The organism is Streptomyces sp. R44 (assembly GCF_041053105.1).
In the GTDB taxonomy this organism is placed as follows: Bacteria; Actinomycetota; Actinomycetes; order Streptomycetales; family Streptomycetaceae; genus Streptomyces.
This window is the reverse complement of sequence record NZ_CP163444.1, coordinates 6,185,177-6,198,992: the sequence shown is the minus strand read 5'-3', so window position 1 is coordinate 6,198,992 and position 13,816 is coordinate 6,185,177. Positions and strand designations below refer to the sequence as shown.

At 73.9% G+C, this 13,816-nt stretch carries 12 protein-coding genes; 3 read left to right on the top strand and 9 right to left on the bottom strand.

The genetic code is table 11. The annotated features are described in order from the left end of the window. Window positions 1-39: 39 nt before the first annotated feature. The 9 genes from AB5J54_RS28935 to rimP form a co-directional block, all read right to left on the bottom strand. Complete coding sequence (locus AB5J54_RS28935; protein WP_369146834.1) at window positions 40-993, bottom strand: bifunctional riboflavin kinase/FAD synthetase; 954 nt, start codon at window positions 991-993, stop codon at window positions 40-42. A gap of 39 nt (window positions 994-1,032) precedes the next feature. Further along, window positions 1,033-4,578, bottom strand: coding sequence for a trypsin-like peptidase domain-containing protein (locus AB5J54_RS28930; RefSeq protein WP_369146833.1), 3,546 nt, complete (start codon window positions 4,576-4,578; stop codon window positions 1,033-1,035). Window positions 4,579-4,785: 207 nt separating this feature from the next. After that, window positions 4,786-5,685 (bottom strand): tRNA pseudouridine(55) synthase TruB, encoded by a 900-nt coding sequence (truB, locus tag AB5J54_RS28925; protein WP_369146832.1) that lies wholly within the window; start codon window positions 5,683-5,685, stop codon window positions 4,786-4,788. Next, a complete protein-coding gene (rbfA, locus tag AB5J54_RS28920; protein WP_123455677.1) occupies window positions 5,682-6,122 on the bottom strand; it encodes a 30S ribosome-binding factor RbfA in 441 nt (146 codons plus the stop codon). Before rbfA ends, truB begins: the two co-directional genes overlap by 4 nt. 30 nt (window positions 6,123-6,152) lie before the next feature. Continuing rightward, on the bottom strand, window positions 6,153-6,446 hold the full coding sequence (locus AB5J54_RS28915) for a DUF503 domain-containing protein (RefSeq protein ID WP_365722621.1): 294 nt from the start codon (window positions 6,444-6,446) through the stop codon (window positions 6,153-6,155). Between the two features lie 142 nt (window positions 6,447-6,588). Then, the gene (gene infB / locus AB5J54_RS28910; RefSeq protein WP_369146831.1) at window positions 6,589-9,678 is read right to left on the bottom strand and encodes a translation initiation factor IF-2; all 3,090 of its coding nucleotides are present in this window, start codon (window positions 9,676-9,678) and stop codon (window positions 6,589-6,591) included. Window positions 9,679-9,828: 150 nt separating this feature from the next. Beyond that, complete coding sequence (locus AB5J54_RS28905; RefSeq protein ID WP_078908518.1) at window positions 9,829-10,110, bottom strand: YlxR family protein; 282 nt, start codon at window positions 10,108-10,110, stop codon at window positions 9,829-9,831. A 74-nt stretch (window positions 10,111-10,184) separates the two neighbouring features. Then, entirely contained in the window at window positions 10,185-11,180 is a 996-nt protein-coding gene (nusA, locus tag AB5J54_RS28900) for a transcription termination factor NusA (RefSeq protein ID WP_086832025.1), read from the bottom strand. 2 nt (window positions 11,181-11,182) lie between these two features. Beyond that, window positions 11,183-11,680, bottom strand: a complete 498-nt coding sequence (gene rimP / locus AB5J54_RS28895) for a ribosome maturation factor RimP (protein WP_369146830.1) — start codon at window positions 11,678-11,680, stop codon at window positions 11,183-11,185. A gap of 140 nt (window positions 11,681-11,820) precedes the next feature. Here rimP and AB5J54_RS28890 point away from each other — a divergent pair, with 140 nt between their 5' ends. Genes AB5J54_RS28890 through AB5J54_RS28880 form a run of 3 tightly spaced genes read left to right on the top strand, consistent with a single transcriptional unit; the run spans window position 11,821 to window position 13,780 of the window. After that, complete coding sequence (locus AB5J54_RS28890; RefSeq protein ID WP_369149487.1) at window positions 11,821-12,423, top strand: hypothetical protein; 603 nt, start codon at window positions 11,821-11,823, stop codon at window positions 12,421-12,423. After that, window positions 12,420-12,836, top strand: coding sequence for a ferritin-like domain-containing protein (locus tag AB5J54_RS28885; RefSeq protein WP_369146829.1), 417 nt, complete (start codon window positions 12,420-12,422; stop codon window positions 12,834-12,836). The genes AB5J54_RS28890 and AB5J54_RS28885 overlap by 4 nt, the downstream gene beginning before the upstream one ends. A gap of 44 nt (window positions 12,837-12,880) precedes the next feature. Next, a complete protein-coding gene (locus AB5J54_RS28880) occupies window positions 12,881-13,780 on the top strand; it encodes an aminoglycoside phosphotransferase family protein (RefSeq protein ID WP_369146828.1) in 900 nt (299 codons plus the stop codon). The last annotated feature ends 36 nt before the right edge of the window (window positions 13,781-13,816 follow it).

Below are 13,816 nucleotides of genomic sequence, written 5' to 3'. Positions count from 1 at the left end.
CCGTTCCGCCCCGGCGGAACGCATGCCCACAACGCGCCGTCAGGCCTGGTCGTACTGCTCCGTCAGTTCGCGGCAGCGCTTCACGTCGCCCGCCATCGCCTGCAGCAGGTCGTCCAGGGTGTCGAACTTGAGCATGCCGCGCACGTACGCCAGGAAGTCCACGGCCACGTGCAGCCCGTACAGGTCGAGGCCCTCGCGGTCGATCGCGTACGCCTCGACCGTCCGCTCCGTCCCGTCGAACTGCGGGTTCGTGCCGACCGAGATCGCCGCCGGCATCCGCTCCCCCGCGGCCGTCAGCCAGCCCGCGTAGACGCCGTCCGCCGGGATCGCCGTGTGCGGCAGGGTCTCGACGTTGGCCGTCGGGAAGCCGAGCTCGCGGCCGCGCTGCGCGCCGCGGACGACGATGCCCTCGACCCGGTGCGGGCGGCCCAGGATCTCGGCGGCGCCGGTCATGTCGCCCTCGGCGACGAGGCGGCGGGTGAGGGTGGAGGAGAAGGGCTCGCCGCCGCCGGCGGCCCCGCTGACGTACAGGTCGATGACCTCGACCTCGTAGTCGTAGGTGGCGCCGAGCTCGGTGAGGAACGCGACGTTGCCCGCGGCCCGGTGGCCGAAGCGGAAGTTGGGGCCCTCGATGACGGCCTTCGCGTGCAGCTTGTCGACCAGCACCTTCACGATGAAGTCGGCCGGGGACAGCTGCGAGAACTCGGCGGTGAACGGCAGCACGAGCACCGCGTCCACCCCGAGCTCCGCGATCAGCTCCGCGCGCCGGTGGTGCGGGGCGAGCAGCGGCGGGTGGCTGCCGGGCCGCACGACCTCGGAGGGGTGCGGGTCGAAGGTGACGACGACGGAGGGGATCCCCAGCTCCCGGGCGCGCTCGACGGCACGCCCGATGATCAGCTGGTGTCCACGGTGCACCCCGTCGTAGGAGCCGATGGTGACGACGCTGCGTCCCCAGTCCTGGGGGATGTCCTCCAAGCCACGCCAGCGCTGCACTGTGACCGCTCCTCGTCCGCCTGTTCGCCCTGTTCGCCTTTACGCAGGTCTAAGACTGCCATGTCCACGGCCGTCGGTACGCATCGGCATGGCAGTGCCGGGACTCCGCAGCGCCTGGAGGGTCTCCGATCCGAACAGCGGGGCCCAGTCACCGGGGTCGGCGACCGTCCAGGCGGCCAGGAGCGCGGCGAAGGCGGGCAGCTCACGGACGGCCCCGGCGAGGGCCCGGTCGAGCCGCCACGCGCCTTCGGGGGTACGGGCGCACAGGGCGCCGGCCCGGAGGACGAGCTCCCGGGTGCGCGGGGCGCTGCGCCGCTCCGCGCCCTCCGCGGCGGCCCGCAGCAGGGCCTCCAGGACGGTCAGCTCCCCGGTCTCGGCCTCGTACCGCTCGTGCTCCAGGAGTACGTCGAGCAGCTCGGCCCGCAGATGCCGGGAGGCCCCGGTGCCGGGGGCGGCGAGGACGGGGGCGAGGGCGCGCCGCAGTGGGGCGGGGCGGCCCCGGATCAGGCCGGTGACCAGCGGGAAGAGGACCGCTCGTGCGGCCGGGCCGTCTTCGAGGCGGCGGTCGACGAAGGCGGCGACGAGGGGCGCGCCCTCGGGGTGACGGGCGGCGTAGTCGCGGACGAGGGCGGCGATCCGGCGGGCGAGGGCGGGCGTGTCGACCTCGGCGAGGGCCCGCAGGGCGGCGGCCGGCACCTCCCCGGTGCCGATCAGCCGGGCCCGGAAGCCGATGAGGGCCTCCTCGGGGTGGGTCGCGAGGGCCTCGGCGAGCGCCGGCGCGGGCACCCGGGGCTCGGCGAGGGCGCGCGGGAGGTGCCGGGCGCGGCTGTGCGGGTCGCGGACGAGGAGGCCGAGGGCGGCGCCGTGGAGGGTCTGGTCGCCGGGGCGGGCGAGCAGGGCGAGGGCGGCGTAGCGGAGGAGCTCGCGGTCGGCGGAGGTGGTGACGTGTCCGGCGAGGAGCTGTCCGTACGCGGCGGCCGCGACCCGCCGCTCCGGGCGCCCGTCGTCGTGGGCCCAGCGGTCGACGGCACGGCAGAGCGCGGAGGGCTCGTCCCGGGCGAGGGCGGCGAGGAGGCCGTCGGCGAGCGGGTGGGCGGTGGCGACGAGCGCCTCGCACAGGTCGTCGACGGCGAGCGCCCGGTGGCCGTGCAGGAGGGCCTGGGCGGCGGTGGCGACGGCGGGCCGGGGGTCGCCGAACCAGCGGCAGAGGAGCGGCTGGACGCCCCGGGGGTCGGCGACGAGCATGCCGGCGACGGCGTCCAGGCTCCGGCCGCTTTCGTGCGCCCGACCGGCCGGTGGCGGGTCGGCCGGGACCAGGCGGCGCAGGAGGTCGATGCGTTCGTCCTTGGCGAGGGGCAGGGCCAGCCAGAACGGGGGGCCGAAGGGGGCGAACACCCGGTGCGGGTCGGGGCGGGACCCGATCAGGTCGGCGAGCAGGCGCAGGACGGGCAGGTACGGGCGCGGGTCCGGCAGGCGTCGCACGCTCTCCCGGAACAGGCGCGCGGCCCACCAGGCCCCGTCCCCGGCGTGCCGGTCGCCGCCGAGCCCGTCCCCGACGTGCCGGTCGCCGGGCCCGTCCCCGGCCCACCCGTCCCTGGCCGGCCCGTCCCCGGCCCGCCCGTCCGCTGCCTGCCCTTCGCCGTCCTGCCCGTCGCCGGCGAACCGCCCGAGTGCCTCGGCGAGCCCGGCGAGTCGCGGCGCGAGCCCGGCGGGTCCCCGCTCCCGGTGCAGCAGCAGCAAGGCCTGCAGCACGGGCCCGATCCGATGCCGGGGAACGGGCGGCAGCCCGGCGGGGGTGTCGGCCGCACCCGCCGCCGGGTCCCCGTCGCGCCCGTGCACCAGGGCGTCCAGCGCCGTGTCCAGGTCCAGGTGGGCGGCCTGGACCCAGTCGGCGAGCTCCTCGTGGGCGAAGCGGTAGCCGGAGCCCGCCGGGACGAGGAGGCCCTCGGTGAGGACCGCCGAGGCCCAGCCCTCGCGCCAGGGGAAGAGTTCCTCGAAGGAGGCCCGGTCGAGGACGCCGTGCCCGGGGCCGAGGCACCGGCGGGCCGCCTCGTGCAGCCGGCCGGTGACGCGGGCGGCGAGCCGGCGGACGGCCGTCCCCCTCAGGAGCGGCCGGGAGCCGGCGGCGATCCGGACGGCGGCCCGCAGGCACATCAGGTCCAGGTGGGCGGTGAAGATCTCCTCGCGGCCGGGCCGCCCGGGCACCTCCCCGGGCAGCGCCGCCCGGACCTCGGCGAGCAGCCGCAGGGCGAGCGGGTGCCGGGCGTCCGCCGGGGCGAGGTCCGTCTCCCCGATCCCGTACCCCTCGCGTACGGCTCGGGCCTCCGCCTCGGAGTACGGCCCGAGGGCGAGCGCGGCGGGCAGGCCGTCGTCGGTGCCCGTCGCCGTGCGGTGCAGGGCTCCCGGGGTGTAGAGCGTGCCGGCCTGTTCCCAGTGCTCGGGGCGGCAGGCGGTGACGAGGTGGGCCTGGTGGGTGCGGAGCCATTCCTCGGTGGCCGTCGTCCAGTCGGCGAGCCGGTGGGCGAGGAGCGGCGGCATCTCCTCGGGGCCGTCGAGGACGACGAGCAGCGGGCGGCCCGCGTCCCGGGCGAGTGCGGCGGCCCGCTCCGGGGTCGCGGTGGTGGTGTCGCCGAGCGCGCCGGAGGCGGCGACGATCCGGCCGGCCTGGTGCAGGGCGCGGCCGACGGCGTCGGCGAGCGACCGGTCCTCGGCGCGCAGGTCGGCGCCGCGCAGCCGGACGGTCGGCGCGGGTGCGACGCCCCGGGCACGGCGGGCGCAGAGCGCGGCGAGGGCGGTGGTGCGGCCGGTGCCGGGGGCGCCGACGAGGGCGAGGACGGGGGTGTCGCCGGCTGTGAAGCGGGCGAACTCGCGGACGCAGTCGGGCCGTTCGACGGGTTCGGGCCAGGGGTCCGGGTCGCGTACGGGACCGGTGGAGGTGGCGGTGAGCTCCAGGATCGCGGCGAGGTTGAGGTCGGGTCCGTACGCGGGGACGGTGGCCGCGTTGCGCCGCAGGAGGGCGGTGAGCGGGCCGGCGGGCCGGAGCGGGACGGCGTATCCGGCGGCCTGGCGGTCGCCGTGCAGGGCGGTGCCGAGGACGGCGAGGACGGTGCCGGTGACGGTGTCGAGGACGGGTCCTCCGGCGGCCGGTCCGCCGCGGCGCAGCGCGTCGGCGCCTTCGGTGCCGATGGCGAGTTCGAGGGCGTCGGCGAGGGCGTGGAAGCGGTCGGCGGCGGTGTACGTGACGGCGGCGGGGCCGAGGACACGGGCCTCGCGCCAGCCCTGGGCGGCGATCCGCACGTAGGTGCCGGGTTCGATCTCGGGCCGGGTCGCGAGCGGCAGCGGGCGGCCGCCGAGTCCTTCGGTCCGTACGAGCGCGAGGCCGCTCTCGGGCAGCGGGGTGACGGCCTCGGCCTCGGCGAGCCAGATCCGGTCGCCGGGGGCGTGCAGGACGACGCGGCTGAGCCCGTCGACGGCTTCGTGGCTGGTGACGACCGTGCCGTGATGGTCGGCGAGGAAACCGGTGCCGCGTGGCCGGCCCGCCGGATCGCAGATGCGCACCAGCGTCGCCAGGTCCCCGCTTCCCATGGTGTCGACGGTAGGCGGCCGGTGATCACGCGGAGGCGTTCGCGGGAAAACGCGCCCCCCGACACTCCCCCGTTCACTCCGAGCGCCTCCCCGATGGGGTGAATTTCAGCGGCTCTGCGGGACAGAGTTGGTGCGGGGGAAACCGAGGGGGGGAAAGCGTGGGGCGGGCACGCGCATGCGTGCCCGCCCCACGACGGAGACCTTCGCTCAGCCGAAGACGGCCAGGCTCTTCGCCTTGCCCCGCTGGTCCTCGACCAGCGCGAGCAGCTTCCCCTCCGGTCCGAAGACCGCGACGGGACCCTTCGGGTACTCCGGCATCTCCAGGCGGACGCCGTTGAGCAGCAGTCTGGCCCGCTTCTCGTCGACGTCCCAGCGCGGGAACGCCGCCGCAGCCGCCTCGGCGACCGGCATGACCGTGAGGTCCTCCTGGAGCTGGTCCAGGGTCCTGGCGGAGTCCAGCTTGTACGGGCCGACCCGGGTGCGGCGCAGCGCGGTCAGGTGGCCGCCCACGCCGAGTCCGGCGCCGAGGTCCCGGGCGAGCGCCCGGATGTACGTGCCGGAGGAGCAGACCACCGAGACGACCAGGTCGACGACGGGGGTGCCGTCCTCGGCGGTCGCCTCGCGGACGTCGTACACCCGGAAGGAGGAGACGGTGACCGGGCGGGCCGGGATCTCGAACTCCTCGCCGCCGCGCACGCGCGCGTACGACCGCTTGCCGTCGATCTTGATCGCGGAGACCTTCGACGGCACCTGCATGATGGCGCCGGTCAGCTCGGCGACGCCGGCGTCGATCTGCTCGCGGGTGACCTTCGAAGCGTCGACCGACGCCGTGATCTCGCCCTCGGCGTCGTCGGTGATCGTCGTCTGGCCCAGGCGGATGGTGCCCAGGTACTCCTTCTCGGTCAGCGCGAGGTGACCGAGGAGCTTGGTGGCCCGCTCCACGCCGAGGACGAGGACGCCCGTGGCCATGGGGTCGAGCGTGCCGGCGTGGCCGACGCGGCGGGTCCTGGCGATCCCGCGCATCTTGGCCACGACGTCGTGCGAAGTGAAGCCCGACGGCTTGTCGACGATGACAAGGCCGTCGGGCGTCTTGGTCGTGTTGCTCATTCGGCGGCTTCGTCCTCGCCCGGCTTCTTGTAGGGGTCGGCGTCACCCGCGAAGGTGGCGCCCGAGGAGGCCTGACGCACCTGGGCGTCGGAGGCGCGCGCCTTGTCGAGGAGGTCCTCGATGGTGCGGGCGTTCTCCGGGAGGGCGTCGGCCACGAAGGTCAGGGTCGGGGTGAACTTGGTCCCCGCCGCCCGGCCCACGGCCGAACGGAGGATGCCCTTGGCGCTCTCCAGGCCGGCCGCCGCGCTCGCGCGGTCCTCGTCGTCGCCGTAGACCGTGTAGAAGACCGTGGCCTCCCGCAGGTCACCGGTGACGCGGGTGTCCGTGATGGTCACGTGCGTACCCAGGCGGGGGTCCTTGATGCCGCGCTGCAGCTTCTCGGCGACCACCTCCCGGATGAGGTCTGCCAGCTTCTTCGCCCGCGCGTTGTCGGCCACTGGTCCTTCTCCTTCTTTGCCTTGCTCAAATCAGTCTTCATCAGTGTGGAGCCTGCGGCGCACCGAAAGCAGCTCCACCTCCGGACGTGCGGCGACGAGCCGCTCACAGCGGTCGAGCACGTCCGAGAGGAACCCCGGGTCCCCGGACACCAGCGCGACACCGAGACGGGCCCTGCGATGGAGGTCCTGGTCGCCCACCTCGGCCGCGCTCACGGAGAACTTGCGCTGGAGCTCGGCGACGATGGGCCGGACGACGGAGCGTTTCTCCTTCAACGAGTGGACGTCGCCGAGGAGCAGGTCGAAGGACAGAGTCCCCACGTACATGTAGTGCCGGATGTCCCGCCGGTTCGGGTTCGGTGGCCTGCCACGCCGTCGCTTGGCAGGGACACCAGAACCGTACACGCAACGGCCGGGGCCGATCGACGGAAATACTTCCGCCGACCGGCCCCGGACGCAGCCCTACGCGTTACGCGCGCGGCTTCTCGCGCATCTCGTACGTCGCGATGACGTCGTCGATCTTGATGTCGTTGTAGTTTCCGAGGTTGATACCACCCTCGAAGCCTTCACGAATCTCGGTGACGTCGTCCTTGAAGCGGCGCAGACCGTGGATGGTGAGGTCCTCGGCGATGACCTTGCCGTCGCGGATGAGGCGCGCCTTGGTGTTGCGCTTGACCTCGCCGGAGCGGATGAGGACACCGGCGATGTTGCCCAGCTTGGACGAGCGGAAGACCTCGCGGATCTCCGCCGTACCGAGCTCGACCTCTTCGTACTCCGGCTTGAGGAGGCCCTTGAGCGCCGCCTCGATCTCCTCGATCGCCTGGTAGATGACCGAGTAGTACCGGACGTCGACGCCCTCGCGCTCCGCCATCTGCGCGGCACGGCCGGCCGCACGGACGTTGTAGCCGATGACGATGGCGTCGGAGCCCATGGCCAGGTCGATGTCCGACTCGGTGACCGCACCCACACCACGGTGCAGGACGCGGATGTCGACCTCTTCGCCGACGTCGAGCTGGAGCAGCGAGGACTCGAGGGCCTCGACCGCACCGGACGCGTCGCCCTTGATGATGAGGTTGAGTTCCTGGACGAGACCGGCCTTGAGCACCTTGTCGAGGTCCTCGAGGGACACCCGGCGGACGCGCTTGGCGAAGGCGGCGTTGCGCTCACGCGCAGCGCGCTTCTCGGCGATCTGACGGGCCGTACGGTCCTCGTCGACGACCAGGAAGTTGTCGCCGGCACCCGGGACGTTGGTGAGACCCAGGACGAGGACGGGAGTCGACGGGGTCGCCTCCTCGACGTTGTTGCCCTTGTCGTCGAGCATCGCCCGGACGCGGCCGTACGCGTCGCCGACGACCATCGTGTCGCCGATGCGCAGCGTTCCGCGCTGGACCAGGACGGTCGAGACGGCACCGCGACCGCGGTCGAGGTGGGACTCGATCGCAATACCCTGCGCGTCCTGGTTCGGGTTGGCCCGAAGGTCGAGCGAGGCGTCGGCGGTGAGGACGACGGCCTCCAGCAGGGAGTCGATGTGCAGACCCTGCTTGGCGGAGATGTCGACGAACATCGTGTCGCCGCCGTACTCCTCGGCCACCAGACCGAACTCGGTCAGCTGACCGCGGACCTTGGTCGGGTCGGCACCCTCGACGTCGATCTTGTTGACCGCGACGACGATCGGGACGCCGGCGGCCTTGGCGTGGTTGAGCGCCTCGATCGTCTGCGGCATGACGCCGTCGTTGGCCGCGACCACGAGGATCGCGATGTCGGTCGACTTCGCACCACGGGCACGCATGGCGGTGAACGCCTCGTGACCCGGGGTGTCGATGAAGGTGATGCGACGCTCTTCGCCGTTGACCTCGGTACCGACCTGGTAGGCACCGATGTGCTGGGTGATGCCACCGGCCTCGCCCGCGACCACGTTGGTCTTGCGGATCGCGTCGAGGAGTCGGGTCTTACCGTGGTCGACGTGACCCATGACGGTCACGACCGGCGGACGGGAGACCAGGGCCTCTTCGCCGCCCTCGTCCTCGCCGAACTCGATGTCGAAGGACTCGAGCAGCTCGCGGTCCTCCTCCTCCGGGCTGACGATCTGAACGACGTAGTTCATCTCTTCGGCCAGCATGACCAGCGTGTCGTCGGAGACCGACTGCGTGGCCGTGACCATCTCACCGAGGTTCATCATCACCGCGACGAGCGACGCCGGGTTGGCGCCGATCTTCTCGGCGAAGTCGGTGAGGGAGGCACCGCGCGACAGGCGAATGGTGTCGCCGTTGCCGCGAGGCAGCATCACGCCGCCCACGGACGGGGCCTGCATGGCCTCGTACTCCTGGCGCCTCTGACGCTTCGACTTGCGACCACGACGCGCGGGACCGCCGGGACGACCGAAGGCGCCCTGCGTGCCACCACGGCCACCCGGACCGCCGGGACGGCCACCGAAGCCGCCGGGACGACCGCCGAAGCCGCCGCCACCGCCGCCGGGACCACCCGGACGACCGCCGCCGCCACCGGGACCACCGGGACGACCGGCGAAGCCGCCGCCGCCACCGCCGGGACCGGCCGGACGACCGGCGAAGCCGGGACGACCGCCGCCGCCACCGGGACCACCCGGACGACCGCCGGGGCCACCGGGGCCACGACCGCCGGGGCCGGGACGCGGGCCGGCAGCGGGACGCTGCGGCATCATGCCCGGGTTCGGACGGTTACCGCCGGGCGCGCCGCCCGGACGGGGAGCCTGCGGACGAGGCATGCCACCGGGGGTGGGACGGGCACCGCCCTGACCCTGCGGACGCGGGGCGCCACCGGGGCCACCCTGCGGACGCGGGGCGCCCGGAACGGCACCGGGGCCGCCGGGACGGGGAGCGCCGCCACCCGGACGGGGCGCCTGCGGGCGCGCCATTCCGGTGGAGCCACCCGAGGTGAAGGGGTTGTTGCCCGGACGGGGACCGGCCGGACGGGCACCGCCCGGACGGGGGGCCTGCTGGCCGCCGGGGCGCGGCGCGCCCTGGCCCTGCGGGCGGGGGGCACCCTGACCCGGGCGGGCGGGACGCTCGCCGGTGGGACGGGGACCCGGGGTGGCGCCACCGGGACGCGGACCGGCGGCGGGAGCCGACGGGGGCGCGGTGAACTCCGGGGCGGCCGGAGCCGGCGTGACCGGCTTGGGCGCGGGCTTCGGGCCCGGACGGGGGCCCGAGGCGGCCGGAGCCGGAGAGGGGGTGCTGCTCGCAGGCGCGGCCGGAGTGACCGGCGCCGGCGCCGCGGGCGCGGCGGGGGCCGGCTTGGGGGCCGGGGCGCCGGGCTTGGGGGCAGCGGGACGAGCCGCGGCGGCCGGAGACGGCGCCGCGGGGGAGGGCGCCGCCTTGCGGGGCGCGCCGGGCTTGGCAGCGGTCTTGCCGGCGTTGCCACCGGGACCCTGCAAAGCGTCAGTCAACTTGCGCACGACCGGCGCCTCGATCGTCGAGGACGCCGAACGGACGAATTCACCGAGTTCTTGGAGCTTGGCCATGACGACCTTGCTCTCCACGCCGAACTCCTTGGCGAGTTCGTATACCCGGACCTTAGCCACTTCGCTCCTTTGTGAGGTCCGGTTACCGCCGGACCGTCGCTACTTCATGGGCGTACTCATCGCGTACTCATCGAGTGCTCATCGCAATCTCGACCTACTTCCAACTCGCGAGGTACCTGACCGCACGGTGTTCCGTGCCGTACTTCTTGTTCACTGCGGTGCCGCCTGCTCGACGTGGTGGCGGAGTGCCTCCGTGTCGAGCGGTCCCTGGACCTTGAAGGCCCTCGGAAAGGCCCGGCGGCGGACCGCCAGGTCGAGACAGACCACGGCGGGGTGCAGGTACGCACCCCGGCCGGGCAGCGTACCGCGATGATCAGGGACGCACTCGTCCTTATTCACCACGATCCGCAGCAGATCGCTCTTGGCCGCTCGCTCCCGGCATCCCACACAGGTTCGCTCAGGGCACGCGCAGGCATGCGTCCGGCCAGACACGATTAAGTCTACCTCCCCGTACCGACCTCACCCGTTTGGGGCAAAAATCGAACAGCTGTTGGCCAAAAACGGTCTCAGTCCTGCGGACCGGCCGGTTCCGTGTCCGGACGGATGTCGATCCGCCAGCCGGTGAGCCGCGCGGCGAGGCGGGCGTTCTGGCCCTCCTTGCCGATCGCCAGCGACAGCTGGTAGTCCGGCACCGTCACCCGCGCGGAGCGGGCGGCCAGGTCCACGACCTCGACCTTGGAGACCCGCGCCGGCGAGAGGGCGTTCGCCACCATCTCGGCCGGGTCGTCCGACCAGTCGACGATGTCGATCTTCTCGCCGAGCAGCTCCGCCATCACGTTGCGGACGCGGCTGCCCATCGGGCCGATGCAGGCGCCCTTGGGGTTCAGGCCCGAACGGGTGGAACGCACGGCGATCTTGGTGCGGTGACCGGCCTCACGGGCGATCGCCGCGATCTCGACGGAACCGTCGGCGATCTCCGGCACCTCCAGGGCGAAGAGCTTCTTCACCAGGTTCGGGTGGGTGCGCGAGAGGGTGACGGACGGACCGCGGACACCCTTCGCCACCCGGACGACGTACGTGCGCAGCCGCAGACCGTGCGTGTACTCCTCGCCCGGCACCTGCTCCTGCACCGGAAGGATGGCCTCCAGCTTGTCGTCCAGCTTGACGAGGACGTTCTTCGGGTCCTTGCCCTGCTGCACCACACCGGCGACGACATCGCCCTCACGGCGCGCGTACTCGCCGAAGGTCACGTCGTTCTCGGCGTCCCGCAGCCGCTGCTGGATGACCTGGCGGGCGGTGCTCGCCGCGATCCGGCCGAAGTCCGACGGGGTGTCGTCGAAGTCCTTGGGCTCCTGGCCCTCCTCCAGGTCGGAGGGGTCCTCCTTCGCCCACACCGTCACGTGACCGGTGGCCCGGTTCAGCTCCACGCGCGCGTGGCGACGGGCGTCGGGGGTGCGGTGGTACGCGATGAGGAGGGCCGACTCGATCGCCTCGACCAGCATCTCGAAGGAGATTTCCTTCTCCTGTGCCAAGCCCTTCAGGAGCTTCACGTCGATGTCCACGGCTACGCCTCCTCTTCCTTCTTGTCCTTGCGGTTGAACTCGATCTCGACACGCGCCTTGACGATCTCGGCGAACTCGACCCGGCGGGCGGTGGGCTTGCGCCCCTTCACGCCCGGCACCTCCATGTCGAGGCCGTCCTCGTCCACGGCCAGGATGCGCGCGACCAGGTCGCCGCCCTCGACCAGCTGGAGCTTGGCCAGGCGGCCGGTGGCGCGCACGTAGTGGCGGTGCTCGGTGAGGGGGCGGTCGGCGCCCGGGGAGCTGACTTCGAGGACGTACTCGCCCTCGCCCATCGCGTCGGTCTCGTCGAGCTTCTCGGAGATCGCGCGGCTCAGCTCGGCGCAGGCGTCCAGCTCCACGCCCTCGTCCGAGTCGACGACGATCCGCAGCAGTCCGCGGCGGCCGGCCCGGGACACCTCGATCTCTTCCAGATCCAGGTCCTTCGCGGCGACGAGCGGCTCCACGAGTCCGCGCAGCCTGTCGCTCTGGGTGGTGCTCATCCGGGTGACTCCTCGGCCGCGTGTGCTGTTGTGGGTTCGTCGCGTGTCGTCGCGTGTCAGCACAAAGGGTATCCGGTCCGGGAGGGTGTTGCCGTCCATGGCCCCGGGGCCCGCGGGTACGCTCGCCTGCGGTGATCTCGATGATCTTCGACGACGGACGGCAGACGGGGAGAGCAGGCGTGACGACGACGGGCAGGCGCGCACTCCTCGTGGCGGGCGCGGCGACGGGAGCGGCGGCCCTCGTGGCCTGCACCTCCTCGTCGGGCGGCGGGCCCCGGCGGCCGAGCGCCGCCGAGCTGGAGGCCGAACGGGTGGCGCGCACCGAGGCGGCCCTGCGGCTGCGGTCGGTGACCGCCGCGCGCGGCCTGCTGGAACGTTACGACGCGACGCTCGCCGCCCACCCGGCCCTGGCACCCCGGCTGACCGCGCTGCGGGGCGCGGTGGCGGCGCACGCGAAGGCGCTCGGGGAGGGCGGCACGACGGTGAAGCCGACGACGGCAGCGGCCTCGGCCTCCCCCTCCGCCTCCGCCTCCGTGAAGCCCACGGCCTCTCCCGCGCCCGTACGGGTGGCGGCCGACCCCCGGGCCGCCCTCAGGGAACTCGCCGCGGCCGAGCGCAGGGCCTCCGACGGGCACACCGCCGCACTGCTCACCGCCCCGCCCGAGTACGCCCGGCTGCTCGCCTCCGTGGCCGCCTCCGGCGCCGCCCACGCCTATCTGCTGACCGAAGGAGCCCGGGCATGAGCGCCCTCGTCGCGACCCAGGCCGCGCTGGCCGCCGAGCACGCCGCCGTGTACGGGTACGGCGTCGTCGGCGCCCGCGTCGGCACCGAACGGCGGGCCGAGGCGACCGCCGCGTACGAGGCGCACCGGGCCCGGCGGGACGCCCTGCGCCGAACCGTGCGGGACCTCGGCGGGACGCCGGTGGCGGCGGAGGCGGCGTACGAGCTGCCGTTCCCGGTCGCGGACCCGGCCGGCGCGGTGCGGCTCGCGGCGGTCCTGGAGGACCGGGTGGCCGGGGTCTACTCCGACCTCGTCCGGGCCACCGAGGGCCGCGCGCGGGGCGCGGCGGCCGCCGCGCTCCGGGAGGCGGCGGTACGGGCCGTCCGCTGGCGCGGCAGCGACGTAACCTTTCCTGGGCTCGCCGAGCGGGTGTAGCCGCCCCGACCGAGTCCCGCCCCGACCGAAGGAACAACGTACGCATGGGTTTCGAACCGCCGCAGCGACTGGCCAGGACGCTCGGTGAGACGTACGGGGCCGCCGCGGCGGCCGAGTGGCTCGGAAAGCTGCCCGTGCTCGCCGAGCAGGCGCTCGCCCACGCGTCCCTGGACACCGAACGGGTGATGGCCCCCGGCGGACGGAGCAGCCTCGTCGTGCTCGTCCGGCGCTCCGACGGCTCCCCCGCCGCGCTCAAGATCGCGCCGCCGTTCACCCGGCCGGACCTCGAACGGGACGCGCTGGCGCACTGGAACGGCTGGGGTGCGGTCCAGCTCCTCGACGAGGCCGGGGAGGACGCGCTCGTCCTCGAACGGCTGCACCCCGAGGTCTCGCTGCGCTCCCTGCCGGAGGCGAAGGCGCTCCTGGAGGCCGCCGGCACCGTACGGAGGCTGTGGGTCGAGCCACCGGCCGGGCACGGTTTCGAGACGGCGGCGGAGCGGACGGACCGGCAGGCCCGGGCGATGGAGCCGTACCGCGCGGACCCGGCGACCGGGGAACTGACGGCGGCGGCGCTCTCGGTCCGCGAGGAGCTGGTGGCCGACCCCTCCGAGTCACTGCTGCTGCACGGGAACTTCCGGCAGGGCAAGGTCCTCGCCGGCGACCGGACGCCCTGGCTGGCGGTCGGACCCGAGCCGCTGGTGGGCGAGCGGGCCTACGACCTGGCCCGGCTCGTACGGGACCGGGTCGAGGACCTGGTGGCCGCGTCCTCCGGCGCCTCGGCGGCCCGGCGGCGGGTCAACAAGCTGGCGGACTCCCTGGACCTGGACCGGGAGCGGCTGCGCGGCTGGACCCTGTTCCGCGCGGTCGAATCGGGGACCCGGGCGCTGACGGCCGGGCGGCGGCAGGACGCCGAGCTGCTTCTGGAGTTCGCGAGCTGGCTGTAGGGGAATACCCTTTTTGTACCTTTTCGGCTCAATCCA

What these genes read in the sequence shown, in the direction of transcription:
- AB5J54_RS28890 (WP_369149487.1), top strand. Translation starts at nt 11,821, where the DNA reads ATGATCTTCGACGACGGACGGCAGACGGGGAGAGCAGGCGTGACGACG.
- truB (WP_369146832.1), bottom strand. Translation starts at nt 5,685, where the DNA reads ATGAGCAACACGACCAAGACGCCCGACGGCCTTGTCATCGTCGACAAG.
- AB5J54_RS28915 (WP_365722621.1), bottom strand. Translation starts at nt 6,446, where the DNA reads ATGTACGTGGGGACTCTGTCCTTCGACCTGCTCCTCGGCGACGTCCAC.
- AB5J54_RS28885 (WP_369146829.1), top strand. Translation starts at nt 12,420, where the DNA reads ATGAGCGCCCTCGTCGCGACCCAGGCCGCGCTGGCCGCCGAGCACGCC.
- AB5J54_RS28930 (WP_369146833.1), bottom strand. Translation starts at nt 4,578, where the DNA reads ATGGGAAGCGGGGACCTGGCGACGCTGGTGCGCATCTGCGATCCGGCG.
- rimP (WP_369146830.1), bottom strand. Translation starts at nt 11,680, where the DNA reads ATGAGCACCACCCAGAGCGACAGGCTGCGCGGACTCGTGGAGCCGCTC.
- AB5J54_RS28880 (WP_369146828.1), top strand. Translation starts at nt 12,881, where the DNA reads ATGGGTTTCGAACCGCCGCAGCGACTGGCCAGGACGCTCGGTGAGACG.